This is a genomic window from Flavobacterium sediminis (assembly GCF_003148385.1).
In the GTDB taxonomy this organism is placed as follows: domain Bacteria; phylum Bacteroidota; class Bacteroidia; order Flavobacteriales; family Flavobacteriaceae; genus Flavobacterium; species Flavobacterium sediminis.
On sequence record NZ_CP029463.1, the window covers coordinates 1,858,393 to 1,873,444 of the forward strand.

Consider the following 15,052-nt stretch of genomic DNA (forward strand, 5'->3'; position numbering starts at 1 on the left):
GCGCCTGCACATTTTTCCATAAAATGTAAAAATACATTTTCTCAATGCTCAGCTTTCCCTAAACAGCATTACCTGTTCTAGGTTCTATGGGTATGATCTCAGCTCTTTATTTTGAGCACCCCTTTGAGACGACGCAAAGATATAATTCTTTCGCTTAAAGTTCCAAGTTTATAGGTCTAAAAGTTTGGCTTCTTTCGGTTTGCCTTAATTTCAGATGATTTCTTTTTTGATTGTAGTCTTTTTTCTTGGGCAGATCGGGGTGTTTTAGTCGCTTTTCTGACTTTAGGTCTCTTCATACTTTTGGATAATAATTCCCAAAAGCGCTGAGTAACAATTCCTTTGTTTTTAAGTTGGCTCCGGTCTTCGTCACAGGATAAAATTAAAATTCCTTCCTGAGATATTTTTGTAGTCAGTTTTTCATGAAGTAATGCTTTTTCTTCAGCAGTAAGTCCCGAAGAATTTGGAACATCAAAATTTAAAACGACTTTTGTAGCTACTTTATTTACATTCTGACCTCCGGCGCCACTGCTTCTTACAGCTTTGAATCGTAACTCCTTTTGAATGTATTCTTTATTCATTTTCAGGTTGGTGAGCCGGTTTCAACAAATCGTTGATTGTTTTTACCGGATTGAAAGTAACCAATGGAACCTCTACGAAAATTGAGATCCAGCCTGCCATGGCGCCATTCCATAAACCGGGTAATTCATATGACTTTATAGGTTTTCCGTCTTTGTTTTTTTCTACGATAAAGCCGGTGTTATGATCAACAAATTGGGTAAGGTCAAACTTTTCACCTTTATAGTTTTTGATCCCGCAAACAATATCCACCGGATTAAAATGAGTAGCTTGCTGTGCAATAGCAAGTTGTTTTGGGCTACTGAAATCAATTTGAGAACTTTCCACAATCTGAAGTGAAATTTCTCCTTCTTCATTTTTAATCCAGAAAGGTCCTCCGCCTGGTTCCCCTTCATTTTTTACCATTCCGCAAATACGGATAGGCCTGTTAAGGAAAGATTGTAGCGTTTCAACCTTGTATTGTGTCTGGTATTTATAAAAATCTTTAGGCAGAACAATATTTAACTTTTGAGTAGCAAAACCGGTAATCTCATTGATTAGTTCTTCTGAAACGGATTGGTTTTCTAATTCTTTCAGATAGTAAAAGGTTTGAGCTTGTAGTTCCAGCAATACGCCGCCAAGTACTTTTTTGTATTCAAAAATGGGAATGATATGGTTTTGTGAAACGTTGTCAATATTTTTAATAAAAATAACATCAGCCTCTAAATCATTCAGGTTTTTGATAAGTGCTCCGTGTCCGCCGGGTCTGAAAAACAGATTGTTGTTTTCATCTCGAAACGGGGTGTTTTCAGGAGTCACAGCAATAGTGTCGGTAGATTCGCACTGAAAAGAAAAAGAAGTATCAATGTCCGGATATTGATTGCAAACCGAATGGAAGCTAGTCAGGTGTTCTTTTGAAATCGTAAAGTGTACCTGAGCTTTTTTATCTTCTTTTTGATAAAAAAGAGTTTCTCTGAAATGCTCTTCAATCGGAGTCAGGTTTTTGTCTTCTTTTGCATGAAAAGGCAAAACGCCCTTTGCTTTACTGGCAAAATCAAATTCGTTTTTATCTAATAACGTTTTTATTAAGTAGTAATTCTTTTCGTCGTTCTCCAGTTGAATAAAATCAGGGTAAAGTTCACGTACTCTCGTTTTTAAGTCTCTGTAAAACGGAAACCGTTTAAGTCCGACCAGAAAGACGGACAGCTCGGTACATCGGGTTCGGTTAATATAAGCATTAACGGTTTCATTTCCTCTTCGGAAGTCGTTCAGGAATTCCAATAGAAACTTGAACATTCTGCTGGCTGCTCCTGATGCCGGAACAAATTTTAGAATGCTTTTTTGATTTTTACTGGTATCGAAAAGAGTACTGTACTTTTGTCGGTCTTCTTTGGAAAGAATCCAGATTCCGGATTCCGGTGTAGCAGGCTTAACCAGATTTATTTTAGAAATTCCATAAATAAAATATTCTAATTGTTGGTTTATTTTTTCAATAGAGATGCCTTTTTGGTCAAGTAATTCTATATCTTTTGGGGTAAATAATTCTTCCATTCTTTATATGCATAAATTGCTATAATCGTAAAAACCAGATATTGTATACTTGTTAGCGTGTATCCTTTGCAATAATACAATGGAACCGAAATAAAATCACCAATGATCCACAAGATCCAGTTTTCTACCTTGCGTTTTGCCATGAGCCACATTCCGACGAAAAAAAGACCGGTTGTGAATGTGTCAACATAAGCCGTCCAATTCGTAAATTTATTAAATAAATTGTAAATGACAATAACAAAAATACAGGTTAATAGAAATATAACGATAGATTTGTGAAAATCAGTGCGGTTCATTTGACTAATAGGGTAGTCGTATTCTTTATCGTGTTTTTGAGTCCATAGAAACCAACCGTAGATGCTCATAGTGGAATAATAGAAGTTGATAAGCATGTCTCCGATCAACCCCCATTGCCAGAGCAAGTAAACATATAGAACGGTACTGACCAGACCGGTGGGATAAACGCCTATATGATTTTTCTTGGCTAAAAAAACACTAAGTAAGCCAAAGAAGATAGCAATAACTTCTAAGATGATAGCCTCTGTAGAATAATAACGATAAGGTTCAAATAGTGTTTCAAACATCAAAAAAAGTATTATCATTTTCAAAAGCGGTTCCGATAACGACCATGTCGGCTCCAGCGTTAAAAGCTTCTTCAATAGCATTTTTGGAACGAATGCCACCTCCCACAATTAACGGAATATTAAGGGCGTCTTTGACTCTTCGTATCATTTCTATAGGAACGGCGTGTTTGGCACCGCTTCCGGCTTCCAGATAGATTAGTTTTTTACCTAAATATTCTCCCGCTTTTGCAGTTTGGGAAACATACTCTATATTCTCTCTGCTTAGTGGTAGTGTTTGACTGACCCTTGCAACGGCAGTTTCTTTACCGCTTTCGATCAGTAAATAACCGGTTGGAATAACTTCCAATCGGGTTTGCTCTAAATAAGGAACAGATCTTACCTGATGTTCAATTAAATAATCGGGATTTCTTCCCGAAAGTAAACTTAAAAAGAGAATGCCGTCTGCTTGTGCTGAGATTTGCTGAAATCCGCCCGGAAACAGCAAAACGGGTAAATCACAATGTTTTTTTAATCCGCTGATTAAATCGTCCAGATTTTGTCCGTCAAAAGTGCTGCCTCCCACAAGGATATGCGTTGCAGGCGATTTTTTTATTCGTGAAATCAGGTGAGGAACATGCTCTAAAGCAATTTTTTCAGGATCGATCAAAATGGCTAAAAGTTTCTTATTCTCTTCAGCAGATTGTATGATGTTTTGGTAAATACTCATTACTTATTTAGGTAAAGCGCATACAAAGATATAATCTTCTAACTGATAATATTGAATATCGAATTCTTCTTTTGTATTATTGAACCGAAGTTCTGCAGTACAGTTCGTTTCAGTAATGGAACAGAACGGGTTTTCAAAAATATGTTTGGGAAAACTAATTCCTTTCTCATTTTTAATCTTAAAAATAGACTCTTTTATTCCCAGATGATCGTTGCTTTACGGATTTTATCAGGTTCCGACAGATCTTTCAGATGGCTGATGTCCATAAAACGGGGCGCAATCTTTAAAATTTTAGGTTTTACAATTTCGATGTCTATTCCGATAGGTTTGCTTTTACTAATACAGATACTGGAGAAATCAAACGAATGAGAAATGGAAATATGAAGCTCTTCTTTTGTATTTTTCAAATGTGGTTTTCCGAATTCGTCGTAATACAGGTCAAAATCAGAATAACCGATGTGTTGCAACAACATTCTGACAGCTAAAAAACCTTTTTGATGGCTTTCAGATTTCATTTTTTCTAACCGGGCCAATGAGATGTCTTTCAATGTAACCTGTCTGAAAAGAACATTAAAATCTTCTGTTATTTCCCAAAAATAAGCAGTAGTGGTTTCGTTTATAACTATGGATTTGTAAAAGGACATGTATTATTCTGTTGTTTTTCAAATGCTTAACTAGTTAAACATTTCGCAAAATAAGCTAATTAATTTATGAAATAAAAAGGAAATGCTTAAATTTGCACTTTCTAATAAAAATAACAAATATACATAGATGAGTACAAAAACCATCCCTTATGTTCCTTACAAAGTTAAAGATATTTCTTTAGCTGCTTGGGGAAGAAAAGAAATTGAGTTAGCAGAAGCTGAAATGCCAGGATTAATGGCTTTACGTGCAGAATATGGAGAAAGTCAGCCATTAAAAGGAGCTCGTATTGCCGGTTGTTTGCACATGACCATTCAAACGGCAGTATTAATTGAAACCTTAGTTGCTTTAGGTGCTGATGTAACCTGGAGTTCATGTAATATTTTTTCAACACAAGACCATGCTGCTGCTGCAATTGCTGCTGCCGGAATTCCGGTTTATGCCTGGAAAGGTATGAATGAAGAAGAATTTGACTGGTGTATTGAACAAACGTTATTCTTCGGTGAAGAAAGACAACCGTTAAACATGATCTTAGACGATGGTGGTGACTTGACCAATATGGTTTTTGATAAATATCCTGAATTAATTAAAGGGATTAAAGGTTTATCAGAGGAAACTACAACGGGAGTTCACCGTTTGTATGAAAGAATGGAGAACGGAACATTACACATTCCGGCGATCAACGTAAACGATTCCGTTACCAAATCTAAATTTGATAACAAATATGGATGTAGAGAATCTGCGGTTGATGCTATTCGTCGTGCGACCGACGTTATGTTAGCAGGAAAAAGAGTAGTGGTTTGCGGATACGGTGATGTAGGAAAAGGTACTGCGGCTTCTTTCCGTGGAGCGGGTTCTATTGTGACGGTTACTGAAATTGATCCGATTTGTGCATTACAAGCGGCAATGGACGGTTACGAAGTAAAACGTTTAGAAACAGTTGTAGGAAATGCAGATGTTGTTATTACAACAACAGGGAATAAGGACATCGTAGTAGGTCGTCATTTCGAGGCAATGAAAGATAAAACCATCGTTTGTAATATAGGGCACTTTGATAATGAAATTGACATGGCTTGGTTAAACAAAAATCATGGTTCAACTAAGAATGAAATTAAACCTCAAGTTGATAAATATACTATTAACGGGAAAGATATCATTATCTTGGCTGAAGGACGTCTGGTAAATCTAGGTTGTGCTACAGGTCACCCAAGTTTTGTAATGAGTAATTCGTTTACTAATCAGACTTTAGCTCAAATTGAGTTATGGACAAACAGTGCCGCTTACGAAAACAAAGTATATATGTTGCCGAAGCATTTAGATGAAAAAGTAGCTAGACTACATTTAGAAAAAATTGGTGTAGAACTTGAAACTTTATCTGAAGAACAAGCTAAATATATCGGAGTAACGGTTGAAGGACCATTCAAACCGGAATATTACAGATATTAATAAGACTTCAGGAAAAAATTTTAGATATCGAACCCCCTCACCAGAGTGAGGGGGTTTTCTTTTTACAAATTGACAGCTTGTTTTTGAAACATTTAGCATGTTTTTTGGACTAATGAAGTATCATCATCAAAAAACAAAATCATGCTTAAAAAATTCTTTCTTCTTTGTTCGGGAGCGGACAAAGATATTATGGCCACTTGTAGTAATGGCGAACAAAATAAATTTGTTGGTATAGGTGCTACTGTTTTCTTTACAGCAGTTATGGCTTTTCTTTCGGCGAGTTATGCGCTTTATACTGTTTTTGATAATTATTATAGTGCTGTTGCCTTCGGATTGGTTTGGAGTTTGCTAATCTTTAATCTGGATCGGTTTATTGTGTCAACGCTTCGTAAGCGGAACCATTGGCAAAGTGAATTGTTGCAGGCAACACCACGATTGGTTTTGGCGATTATTATTGCTATTGTAATTTCAAAGCCATTGGAACTTAAAATTTTCGAAAAAGAGATCAATACGGTTTTAGTAAAAGAACAAAATCAGTTGGCTCTGCAAAATAAAGAGCAAGTCGCTTCTTATTTTCAAAAGGATTTAGTACAAAATCAGCAACAGATAGATAGTCTGAAGTCTGAGATTGGTAAAAAGGAAAAAGAGGTAAATGAGTTGTATTCGGTTTATATTACAGAAGCAGAGGGAACTTCCGGAACTAAAAAGATGGGTAAGGGTCTGGTCTATAAAGAAAAGCGCGAAAAACACGATAGAGCCTTGCAAGAGTTAGATACGCTAAAGAATCGCAATGCAATAAAAATTAAAGCGTTAGAGAGCCAGGTAGAAGAATTGAAAAAAAACCAAGAAGCAAAAATTAAATCGGTTCAACCGGTACTTAAAGAGTACAATGGGATCATGGCCAGAATAGATGCTTTAGGGGAATTGTCTTTTTGGCCTTCGTTTTTTATTATGCTATTGTTTTTAGCGGTAGAAACAGCTCCGGTTCTGGTTAAAATGATGACAGCTAGAGGGGAATATGACTTTAAACTGGAAGATCAAGAGAATGCTGTGAAGCAAATTCTGGTACAATTTAAAGAGCAGCAGGAAGTTATTCAGCAAGTGGAAAATGAAATTCAGGATAAATTGAAAAGTGAATTGGTCAATGATACTGATTTATATGATGAAAAGCGAAAACATTGGGTTGGTGTTTTAAAAGATCAAGCCAAAGCATATACTCAAAAACAACAAAAAGTGATTAAGAATTTATAGTTTTGCAAAAAAAGAGTTTTGTATTTCTTAACGTCAGCATTGTATTTTCCGCCGGTAGAAGAAGCGTCTATAGAAGGCATTGTGGCTATTGGTGGTGATTTATCTCCGGAGCGGCTTTTATTGGCTTATAAGAGCGGAATTTTTCCTTGGTTTGATGAAGACGAACCTATTTTGTGGTGGTCTCCTCCGGAACGTATGGTTTTGTTTTTTGAAGATCTTAAAATTTCCAAAAGTATGCGAAACGTGCTAAATCAAAATAAATTTAAAGTGACGTTCAATACGGCTTTTAGGGAAGTTATTACAAATTGTAAAAAGATAGTGCGTAAAGATCAGCCGGGAACTTGGATCACGGATGAGATGGTGGAAGCGTATTGTAAGCTTAATGAATTAGGTTTAGCAAAAAGTGTTGAGGTTTGGCAAGAAGGTGAGTTGGTCGGAGGTTTGTATGGTGTAGATTTAGGACATGTTTTTTGTGGTGAAAGTATGTTTTCAAAAGCATCTAATGCTAGCAAAGTGGCATTTATTCATTTGGCAAAGCAATTAGAACGTGCTAACTACAGAATTTTAGACTGCCAAGTATATAATGAACATTTAGCTTCTTTGGGTTGTGTAGAAATCGAGCGCGATGATTTTATGATGATATTGAAAAAATGAAAATAGTTTGTCAAGTATCGGTATTTCTTTTGTTGACTCTTTTTTCTTGTAAGACTAAGAAAAGTGTTTTTGAGGTACAGAAAATTAATTCAAAAAAAAATTATTTTGTACAATCAAGAAAGAGTAGTGATTCTATTTTTTTGACCATTTACAATAAGGCTGAAACTCCTTTTTACCTTTATTCTAAAGACAAAATGATGGATTCCTTGTTAGTGAATAGGAATTCAAATGTTGTTAATGATAGAGATTCTCTAAAGTTAGAACTTAGTTTAATTGAATTTCGAGATATTTCCATTTCAACAATAAACGCCAAACAAAAATTTGAAATAGAGCCTAAAATTAATTTGCCTTTTCCGAAAGGGAAAGAATACAGGGTTTTACAAGGATATAATGGTGACTTCAGTCATAATACATTAAAAAGTAAATATGCCTTAGATTTTGAAATGAATGTCGGAGATACTATTTGTGCTGTAGCAGAAGGAGTCGTGGTTGAAATGGTTGAAGGGTATCAATTTGGAGGCAAACAAGAAAAGTGGAAAGGGTTTGATAATTTTATTTGGATTTATCATCCTAAAATGAATTTAATATCTTCTTATGCTCATTTAAGAAAAGATGGAAGTTTAGTAAATATTGGAGAGAAAGTTTTGGCGAATCAACCTATAGCTATTTCCGGAAATACAGGTTTTTCGACCGAACCGCATTTGCATTTTCATATGTTAAAATTAAGCGAAAATTACAACTATGAATCTATTCGATATGATTTCGTTGAAGGATATGTAGGTGATGGAATTAAAAAAGGTGACTTGCTTAAAAAGTGATGATTTTAACTTCTCGTCCAGCAATCAGTAATATGATCGTTAACCATACCTGTGGCTTGCATGTGTGCATAAACTACTGTAGAGCCAACAAACTTGAATCCTCTTTTTTTAAGATCTTTACTTAATTTATCTGAAATTTCAGTTGTTGCCGGAACTTCAGACAAAGATTGCGGTTGATTATCAATAGGGTTGCCGTCAACAAAGCCCCATATGTATTTAGAAAAGCTTCCGAATTCTTCCTGGACTTTTATAAAAGCTTGTGCATTAGTTACAGCTGCTCTTATTTTCAGTTTATTGCGAATGATTCCAGGGTTTTCACAGAGTGAAATTATTTTTTCTTCACTGAAATCGGCTACTTTTTGAACGTCAAAGGATTCAAAAGCTGTTCTGAAATTTTCTCTTTTAGCTAAAACGGTATACCAACTTAATCCGGCCTGAAAGGTTTCTAAAATCAGGAATTCAAAAATAGTAGGGTCATCGTAAACAGGTTTTCCCCATTCATTGTCGTGGTAATTGCGGTATAAATCATCTTTTTCGCACCAAGCGCATCTGTTTTTTGAAGTCATTTTAGTCATTAAGTTTAGGTAAGGTTCTAATGTACAAATCTTCTACTTTTTTTCTGGCCCAATCCGTTTTTCTGAGAAATTTCAGACTTGAGTTTATTGACGGGTCTACATTGAAACAACGTATCTGAATCAACTCGCCTAAGGTGTCAAATCCATAAAAGCCGACCAAAGTTTCAAGAATGACTTTTAGCGTTTTTCCGTGAAGAGGATTGTTTTCTTGCATAGTGTAAAAATAATAAAAAAACCTCAATCAAATTTTGATTGAGGTTTTTCATTTCTATCTTGTATCAAGATTTATTATCCTAAAGCAACTCTTCTGAAACCTGTAACAGTTAAACCACCGTCAACAGTTTTTACGTAAGCAGCAACACTCATAGAACCATCTTTAATGTAATCTTGGTTAACTAAAGTGTTGTCTTTGAAGAAACGGTTTAATTTCCCTTTAGCAATGTTGTCTAACATAGCTTCCGGTTTACCTTCTGCACGTAATTGATCTTTAGCGATCTCAATTTCTTTAGCAATTGTATCTGCATCAACACCTTCTTCGTTTAACGCGATAGGGTTCATAGCAGCAGCTTGCATAGCAACGTTTCTTGCAGCTTCTTCAGCTCCTTCAACATTTGCTGATAAAGCAACTAAAGTAGCGATTTTGTTTCCTGCGTGGATGTAAGAACCTATGAAAGCTCCTTCTAATTTCTCGAAAGAACCGATTTCGATTTTCTCACCGATAACACCGGTTTGCTCAATTAATTTTTCAGCTACAGTAATACCACCGAAATCAGAAGCTAATAATTCTTCTTTAGTAGCATAATTTAAAGCCTGAGTAGCTAAATCAGTAGCTAATTTTACGAAACCTTCATTTTTACCTACGAAGTCAGTTTCACAGTTTAATGTAATTACAACACCAGCTGTTTTATCTGCATTTACAACAGCGATAGCAGCACCTTCAGTAGACTCTCTGTCAGAACGGTTAGCAGCAACTTTTTGACCTTTTTTTCTAAGGATTTCAATTGCTTTATCAAAATCACCTTCTGCTTCTACTAAAGCTTTTTTACAATCCATCATACCGGCACCGGTAGTCTGTCTCAATTTATTTACGTCTGCAGCAGTAATATTTGCCATAACTTGTTTTTGTTTTTAAATGTAAAAATTCCAAAACTCAAAAACCAAATTCCAATTTTAAATTATTATCAACTTTATGTTTCAAATAAGCTTTTCGGAATTTGGGATTTGTTTTGGAATTATTATGAATAATTATTCTTTGTTTGTTGTAGCTTCTTGTTTTGTATCAGCTTCTTTTGTTGCCTCTTCTTTTTCAGCTTTTCTGTCAGCTAAACCTTCGACGATAGCACCTGAAACTAATGAAAGAATTTTATCAATTGATTTAGAAGCGTCATCATTTGCAGGGATTACGAAATCGATCGGACGAGGATCAGAGTTAGTATCCACCATTGCAAAAACTGGAATGTTTAATTTTAATGCTTCTTTTACTGCGATATGTTCTGCTTTCACATCAACTACAAATAGAGCCGCAGGTAATCTAGTCATGTCTGAAATAGAACCTAAGTTTTTCTCTAATTTTGCACGTAAACGGTCAACTTGTAAACGCTCTTTTTTAGAAAGGGTGTTAAATGTTCCGTCTTTCTTCATTCTGTCAATCGAAGCCATTTTCTTAACGGCTTTACGAATCGTAACGAAGTTTGTTAACATACCACCTGGCCATCTTTCTGTGATGTATGGCATGTTACATGCACCTGCTTTTTCAGCAACGATGTCTTTTGCTTGTTTTTTGGTAGCAACGAAAAGTACTTTTCTACCTGAAGCAGCGATTTTTTTCAAAGCTTCATTAGCTTCTTCAATTTTAGCTGCAGTTTTGTATAAGTTAATGATATGGATGCCATTGCGCTCCATATAGATGTAAGGAGCCATGTTAGGATCCCATTTGCGAGTCATGTGTCCAAAGTGAACACCAGCTTCTAATAACTCTTTAACGTCTATTTTGTTTGCCATTTTTGTAATAGTTTACGTTCCGTTGATTAGCAATGGACAAGTAGCGAATATCGGTCTTATCCATTTAGATGCTAAACTAATTCCCTTTTGAAAAGGAATAACGGCAACTGTGTTTTTAATTTCAATAATAAATGAACAAGAAATTGATTAACGTTTAGAGAATTGGAATCTCTTACGTGCTTTTTTCTGACCAAATTTCTTACGTTCAACCATACGAGGATCTCTTGTTAATAATCCTTCTGGTTTTAAAATAGCTCTGTTTTCAGCTTCTACTTCACACATTGCTCTGGCAATAGCCATACGTACAGCTTCTGCCTGACCAGTTGTTCCACCACCATAAACATTTATTTTAACGTCAAAGTTTCCTGCATTCTCAGTCATAGCTAAAGGTTGCATTACTTTGTACTGTAATGTTGGTGTAGGGAAGTAGTTAGCGAATTCTCTTTTGTTTACTGTGATGTTACCAGTACCTTCAGTAACATAAACACGAGCAACAGCGGTTTTTCTTCTACCGATTTTGTGAATAACTCCCATTACTTAAGATCGTTTAAGTTTACAGTTTTAGGTTGTTGAGCTTCATGTTTGTGCTCAGAACCTACATATACATTTAAATTACGGAATAACTGTGCCCCTAATTTGTTTTTAGGTAGCATTCCTTTTACAGCTTTTTCTACTAATACAGCAGGGTTTTTAGCCTGTTGTTCTCTAGCAGTTAAAGTTCTTTGACCACCCGGGTAACCTGTATGACGCATGTAAATTTTGTCAGTCAGTTTGTTACCGGTAAGGTTGATTTTTTCTGCGTTGATAACGATAACATTATCTCCACAGTCAACGTGCGGCGTATAACTTGGTTTGTATTTACCTCTTAATAGCATAGCTACTTTTGAAGCAAAACGACCTAAGTTATGACCTTCAGCGTCTACAACAATCCACTGCTTGTCTGCAGTAGCTTTGTTAGCTGATACTGTCTTGTAGCTTAATGTGTTCACAATAATTAATTTTAATTAAACATTCCATTCCCAATTAAGGGAGTGCAAAAGTACAATTATTTAATATAAAAGCAAATAGTATTTTGATTTTTATTCTATTAGCAGTAAAAGAGTTGCTTTTTAAGGTAATTTACGTCTTGTCAATATTTTATATTATTATTGAGAAATATATAAATTTTATTAATTTTACTTTCTAATTTGACAATATGAAACCAAAAGCCACTTTAAAACAAATAGCAAAAGAATTAGGGGTGTCTGTTTCAACTGTTTCTAAAGCTTTAAACGATAGTCCGGAAATTAGTGAAGCAACAAAAGAAAAGATAAAGGAGTATGCTGCTTTTAAGAATTATAAGCCGAATAGTATTGCTAAGAATTTAAAAAATCAGCGAACGAATACTTTAGGGGTTATTTTGCCGAATATCTTAAATCCGTTCTTTGCTAAAGTTTTTTCGGGTATCGAGAAAAAGGCAATTGAGCTTGGTTATAATGTGATTACAGGGATTTCGAATGAATCTTGTCAAAAGGAAAAACAGGTGATCGAAATGCTGAACAACGGTACGATTGATGGCTTCATACTTTCGGTTGCCGAAGAGACGCAGGCATTAAAAGATTATGACCATCTAAATAATGTGATCAAATGGGGAACGCCTATTGTAATGTTTGACCGTGTTGTGGATGAAGTGGTTTGTGATAAAGTTGTTGTGGATGATTTTGATTCGGCTTTTGATGCAGCACAACATTTGATTAAAACCGGATGTAAAAAAATTGCAGTAATAACCACAATATCTAATTTAAGTGTCGGGCAACTTCGTCTGGATGGTTTTCAAAAAGCAATGGTTGAGGCTCAGATGGAAGACCAAATGGTGGTATTGTCGGAAAGTGATATTGATACGTTTAACGAGAAGCTTAAAGAATTAATAGATGCAAAGACCATAGACGGGATTTTTGCTTTAGACGAACATGCTGCTACTATGGCAATGAAGTTGGCCATAAAAGCGGGTTATAAAATTCCGGAAGAATTATCTATAATAGGCTTTGCCGATGGTGTTTGGTCAAAGAGATTGACGCCGAGTATGTCTACTGTGAGTCAGCATGCACCTGAAATAGGTGAGAAAACGGCAGAATTGTTAATAGAACGTATTAATAACGATGACGAATATTACCGATACAATACGTATACGATTAAAACGGAATTAAGGCAACGGGAATCGACCCGTAAATTAGGATAATTCACGGTCTTGTCTTTTTCGGTCATCTCGCCAGGTAATGTACCCCAGAGTGGCGTTGAACAGATAGAATACGTATTTAGTGGTGTTGGCAATATTAAGTAACATTAAGTTTTGTACAATTTTAAACAGATTGTATACTTGCCAGGTAACCCAATTGTCCGGATACATTCTTCCTAAATTAAATGTACCGCCAAAACTGATTCCTGCGGGAATAGTAATGGCAAAAAAGAGTTGCCAGTTAATTGAACCTTCAGATAAATAATAGAAGGCAATGAAATTAAGGACGAACGAAAGCGTTAACCCTAAAGCCATATTTCGAAAGAAAATCAGATCAATATGATTTAAAAACCTTTTCTTTTTCCAGATCCTGAAAGCAATATAATTTCCGATGAAAGATACCGGATAGGTTAAAATGGCTCCGACATTCCCTAATAAAAAGTCAATAGTTCCGCTTAGAACAGTATTACAGGTGCCTATCAGGTTACCGAAATTATTCTTTTTAGTGACTAAACGGGTCGCCATCATGGAAAAACAAGTATTTAAAATAGAGAAATAGCCTAAGTAAAAAACGTATGTTTTTCCTTTGAAATGAAAATTGTAAACGGTTTTGTAATATTCCAGATAGACAGATACAGACACAACAATAGCGACTCCTATAATGTCTAGGTATTGACTGTTAGTAATTCTTTTAACTAAGGTTAAAAGGGGAGAATTGGCTATTGCAGTGTCGTTTTGCATTATTCTTTACTGAAATTGAATTTCATTCCTCCTTGTTTTAAAATTAAGGAATTATCGCCAAAGTCTATTTCGATTCCGGCTGCTGCAAATATAAATGTTTTTTCGTCTCGGAGCGTTAGCGGAAAGGCTGATTGTCCGGTTGCCTGGGCCATTAATTCCTCATTTTTTTCGAAAACAGTTAATTTTAAAGGGATTTCGTTTGAGCTATAAGTGCCGGAATATTTTGCAATTAATTCAGGATTGATTTTTTCGAAACTTGGGAAAGGGAAAGGGAGCTTGTAATAGATGCTTAGAATGCCGATCATCATATCATTCAGACTATAATTGCTTCCGTTTGATATTAGTGAAACAGAGAGTTTCTCATTAGGATTATATCCCATAGTAGCGTTAAAATTCTCTATTCTTCCGTTATGCCCGAAAAATTTTCTGTCACCGAAAGGAAATTGATAGAGTGCCATGCCATAACCGTCTTTCATCTCAGTCATTTCCTCTATGGATTTAGGTTTTAGTAGTTTGCCTTCAAAAAGAGCATTTAAAAAGCGGGTCAGGTCGGCAGGGTTTGAAATAATTCCACCGGAAGAGAAGGCAACGTCGTTGTTCCATTCGGGTATAGTTTCCATTCGCCGTCATAAGAATAAGAATAGCTTTCTTTGTTCCTGGTATCCGTTGTATCAGGTTTGTAGTAGGTGCTTTTTAAGTCTGCTTTTTTAACGATTCGTTCTTCCAGATTTTCCGCAAATGATTTTTTAGTGATCTTTTCAATAATTCCACCTAACAGAAAGTAGTTTGAGTTGCTGTATTCGAATTGGCTCCCCGGATTAAAACGCGAATCGTATTTTGCAATCTTTTGATAAATAGCCTCTTTAAGATTCAATGTTTTCAATTCTTTTGATGTTATACTGTCGTGGTTAACAAAGTCCGGTATTCCGGTTCTTTGGTATAATAGGTCGGCAACGGAAATGCTGTCGGCTTTCTTAACTTTCGGAAAGAATTTGGTGAGTTTACTTTCTAAACGTAATTTTTTCTCTTCGATTAATTGCATGATCATTACAGCAGTAAAGGTCTTACTGATAGATCCGATTTTATAGGTAGTTAATCGATCTGCTGTAATTTTATTTTCAACATCGGAGAATCCGTAAGCTTTGCTGAAAACAACATTTTCACCTTCTCGGATGCAAAGACTGCCCATAAATTTGTTGTTTTCATATAGATAAGTAAGGTACTGATCCATTTTTTCAAAACGATCTTGACCGGATACTATTATTGAAAAGCTTAATGCAATTAGAAAAATCAGTTTTTTCATTTTTTCGGAA

19 protein-coding genes are annotated in these 15,052 nt (G+C 35.5%); 5 read left to right on the forward strand and 14 right to left on the reverse strand.

All coding sequences use genetic code 11. The features are described 5' to 3' along the window. Positions 1–176: 176 nt before the first annotated feature. The 5 genes from arfB to DI487_RS08680 form a co-directional block, all read right to left on the reverse strand. Complete coding sequence (gene arfB / locus DI487_RS08660; RefSeq protein WP_109569294.1) at positions 177–578, reverse strand: alternative ribosome rescue aminoacyl-tRNA hydrolase ArfB; 402 nt, start codon at positions 576–578, stop codon at positions 177–179. Further along, positions 571–2,106 carry a DUF4301 family protein gene (locus DI487_RS08665; protein WP_109569295.1) on the reverse strand — a complete coding sequence of 512 codons (1,536 nt, stop codon included), beginning with the start codon at positions 2,104–2,106 and terminating at the stop codon, positions 571–573. The genes arfB and DI487_RS08665 overlap by 8 nt, the downstream gene beginning before the upstream one ends. Then, positions 2,076–2,690 (reverse strand): nicotinamide riboside transporter PnuC, encoded by a 615-nt coding sequence (gene pnuC / locus DI487_RS08670; RefSeq protein WP_109570643.1) that lies wholly within the window; start codon positions 2,688–2,690, stop codon positions 2,076–2,078. Before pnuC ends, DI487_RS08665 begins: the two co-directional genes overlap by 31 nt. After that, on the reverse strand, positions 2,683–3,396 hold the full coding sequence (locus DI487_RS08675; protein WP_109569296.1) for a geranylgeranylglyceryl/heptaprenylglyceryl phosphate synthase: 714 nt from the start codon (positions 3,394–3,396) through the stop codon (positions 2,683–2,685). The genes pnuC and DI487_RS08675 overlap by 8 nt, the downstream gene beginning before the upstream one ends. A gap of 194 nt (positions 3,397–3,590) precedes the next feature. Continuing rightward, positions 3,591–4,040, reverse strand: a complete 450-nt coding sequence (locus DI487_RS08680) for a 4'-phosphopantetheinyl transferase family protein (RefSeq protein ID WP_245896321.1) — start codon at positions 4,038–4,040, stop codon at positions 3,591–3,593. Between the two features lie 127 nt (positions 4,041–4,167). Between DI487_RS08680 and ahcY the strand changes: the two genes are divergently transcribed. The 4 genes from ahcY to DI487_RS08700 all read left to right on the forward strand — a co-directional run bounded on the left by ahcY (position 4,168) and on the right by DI487_RS08700 (position 8,207). Continuing rightward, the gene (gene ahcY, locus DI487_RS08685; RefSeq protein WP_109569297.1) at positions 4,168–5,484 is read left to right on the forward strand and encodes an adenosylhomocysteinase; all 1,317 of its coding nucleotides are present in this window, start codon (positions 4,168–4,170) and stop codon (positions 5,482–5,484) included. Positions 5,485–5,625: 141 nt separating this feature from the next. Then, a complete protein-coding gene (locus tag DI487_RS08690; RefSeq protein ID WP_109569298.1) occupies positions 5,626–6,735 on the forward strand; it encodes a DUF4407 domain-containing protein in 1,110 nt (369 codons plus the stop codon). Between the two features lie 18 nt (positions 6,736–6,753). Then, positions 6,754–7,389 carry a leucyl/phenylalanyl-tRNA--protein transferase gene (gene aat, locus DI487_RS08695; protein WP_109569299.1) on the forward strand — a complete coding sequence of 212 codons (636 nt, stop codon included), beginning with the start codon at positions 6,754–6,756 and terminating at the stop codon, positions 7,387–7,389. Next, positions 7,386–8,207 carry a M23 family metallopeptidase gene (locus tag DI487_RS08700; protein ID WP_109569300.1) on the forward strand — a complete coding sequence of 274 codons (822 nt, stop codon included), beginning with the start codon at positions 7,386–7,388 and terminating at the stop codon, positions 8,205–8,207. The genes aat and DI487_RS08700 overlap by 4 nt, the downstream gene beginning before the upstream one ends. Before the next feature lie 5 nt (positions 8,208–8,212). Here the strand turns inward: DI487_RS08700 and DI487_RS08705 are convergent, their stop codons facing one another. The 6 genes from DI487_RS08705 to rplM form a co-directional block, all read right to left on the reverse strand. Further along, positions 8,213–8,773 carry a DNA-3-methyladenine glycosylase I gene (locus tag DI487_RS08705; RefSeq protein WP_109570644.1) on the reverse strand — a complete coding sequence of 187 codons (561 nt, stop codon included), beginning with the start codon at positions 8,771–8,773 and terminating at the stop codon, positions 8,213–8,215. A gap of 1 nt (position 8,774) precedes the next feature. Further along, positions 8,775–8,996, reverse strand: coding sequence for a VF530 family protein (locus DI487_RS08710; RefSeq protein ID WP_109569301.1), 222 nt, complete (start codon positions 8,994–8,996; stop codon positions 8,775–8,777). Between the two features lie 74 nt (positions 8,997–9,070). After that, positions 9,071–9,895, reverse strand: a complete 825-nt coding sequence (gene tsf, locus DI487_RS08715; protein ID WP_109569302.1) for a translation elongation factor Ts — start codon at positions 9,893–9,895, stop codon at positions 9,071–9,073. Between the two features lie 132 nt (positions 9,896–10,027). After that, positions 10,028–10,783, reverse strand: a complete 756-nt coding sequence (gene rpsB / locus DI487_RS08720; RefSeq protein ID WP_109569303.1) for a 30S ribosomal protein S2 — start codon at positions 10,781–10,783, stop codon at positions 10,028–10,030. A gap of 147 nt (positions 10,784–10,930) precedes the next feature. Beyond that, the gene (rpsI, locus tag DI487_RS08725; protein ID WP_109569304.1) at positions 10,931–11,317 is read right to left on the reverse strand and encodes a 30S ribosomal protein S9; all 387 of its coding nucleotides are present in this window, start codon (positions 11,315–11,317) and stop codon (positions 10,931–10,933) included. After that, positions 11,317–11,772, reverse strand: a complete 456-nt coding sequence (gene rplM / locus DI487_RS08730; protein WP_109569305.1) for a 50S ribosomal protein L13 — start codon at positions 11,770–11,772, stop codon at positions 11,317–11,319. Before rplM ends, rpsI begins: the two co-directional genes overlap by 1 nt. A gap of 206 nt (positions 11,773–11,978) precedes the next feature. Between rplM and DI487_RS08735 the strand changes: the two genes are divergently transcribed. Further along, positions 11,979–13,001 (forward strand): LacI family DNA-binding transcriptional regulator, encoded by a 1,023-nt coding sequence (locus tag DI487_RS08735; RefSeq protein WP_109569306.1) that lies wholly within the window; start codon positions 11,979–11,981, stop codon positions 12,999–13,001. Here the strand turns inward: DI487_RS08735 and DI487_RS08740 are convergent. From DI487_RS08740 to DI487_RS16475, 3 genes are read right to left on the reverse strand one after another with little or no spacing between them, the layout of a single operon-like run. After that, entirely contained in the window at positions 12,993–13,739 is a 747-nt protein-coding gene (locus DI487_RS08740; RefSeq protein ID WP_109569307.1) for a nicotinamide mononucleotide transporter family protein, read from the reverse strand. The two genes, DI487_RS08735 and DI487_RS08740, sit on opposite strands and share 9 nt — an antisense overlap. Continuing rightward, positions 13,739–14,359 carry a serine hydrolase gene (locus tag DI487_RS16470; protein WP_262497987.1) on the reverse strand — a complete coding sequence of 207 codons (621 nt, stop codon included), beginning with the start codon at positions 14,357–14,359 and terminating at the stop codon, positions 13,739–13,741. The genes DI487_RS08740 and DI487_RS16470 overlap by 1 nt, the downstream gene beginning before the upstream one ends. Continuing rightward, positions 14,284–15,042 carry a serine hydrolase domain-containing protein gene (locus DI487_RS16475; RefSeq protein ID WP_262497988.1) on the reverse strand — a complete coding sequence of 253 codons (759 nt, stop codon included), beginning with the start codon at positions 15,040–15,042 and terminating at the stop codon, positions 14,284–14,286. Before DI487_RS16475 ends, DI487_RS16470 begins: the two co-directional genes overlap by 76 nt. Between the last annotated feature and the right edge of the window lie 10 nt (positions 15,043–15,052).

Bases quoted from the DNA above. Each gene is read 5' to 3' on its own strand.
- arfB (WP_109569294.1), bottom strand. From the start codon at position 578: ATGAATAAAGAATACATTCAAAAGGAGTTACGATTCAAAGCTGTAAGA.
- DI487_RS08665 (WP_109569295.1), bottom strand. From the start codon at position 2,106: ATGGAAGAATTATTTACCCCAAAAGATATAGAATTACTTGACCAAAAA.
- pnuC (WP_109570643.1), bottom strand. From the start codon at position 2,690: ATGTTTGAAACACTATTTGAACCTTATCGTTATTATTCTACAGAGGCT.
- DI487_RS08675 (WP_109569296.1), bottom strand. From the start codon at position 3,396: ATGAGTATTTACCAAAACATCATACAATCTGCTGAAGAGAATAAGAAA.
- DI487_RS08680 (WP_245896321.1), bottom strand. From the start codon at position 4,040: ATGTCCTTTTACAAATCCATAGTTATAAACGAAACCACTACTGCTTAT.
- ahcY (WP_109569297.1), top strand. From the start codon at position 4,168: ATGAGTACAAAAACCATCCCTTATGTTCCTTACAAAGTTAAAGATATT.
- DI487_RS08690 (WP_109569298.1), top strand. From the start codon at position 5,626: ATGCTTAAAAAATTCTTTCTTCTTTGTTCGGGAGCGGACAAAGATATT.
- DI487_RS08700 (WP_109569300.1), top strand. From the start codon at position 7,386: ATGAAAATAGTTTGTCAAGTATCGGTATTTCTTTTGTTGACTCTTTTT.
- DI487_RS08705 (WP_109570644.1), bottom strand. From the start codon at position 8,773: ATGACTTCAAAAAACAGATGCGCTTGGTGCGAAAAAGATGATTTATAC.
- DI487_RS08710 (WP_109569301.1), bottom strand. From the start codon at position 8,996: ATGCAAGAAAACAATCCTCTTCACGGAAAAACGCTAAAAGTCATTCTT.
- tsf (WP_109569302.1), bottom strand. From the start codon at position 9,895: ATGGCAAATATTACTGCTGCAGACGTAAATAAATTGAGACAGACTACC.
- rpsB (WP_109569303.1), bottom strand. From the start codon at position 10,783: ATGGCAAACAAAATAGACGTTAAAGAGTTATTAGAAGCTGGTGTTCAC.
- rpsI (WP_109569304.1), bottom strand. From the start codon at position 11,317: ATGGGAGTTATTCACAAAATCGGTAGAAGAAAAACCGCTGTTGCTCGT.
- DI487_RS08735 (WP_109569306.1), top strand. From the start codon at position 11,979: ATGAAACCAAAAGCCACTTTAAAACAAATAGCAAAAGAATTAGGGGTG.
- DI487_RS08740 (WP_109569307.1), bottom strand. From the start codon at position 13,739: ATGCAAAACGACACTGCAATAGCCAATTCTCCCCTTTTAACCTTAGTT.
- DI487_RS16470 (WP_262497987.1), bottom strand. From the start codon at position 14,359: ATGGAAACTATACCCGAATGGAACAACGACGTTGCCTTCTCTTCCGGT.
- DI487_RS16475 (WP_262497988.1), bottom strand. From the start codon at position 15,042: ATGAAAAAACTGATTTTTCTAATTGCATTAAGCTTTTCAATAATAGTA.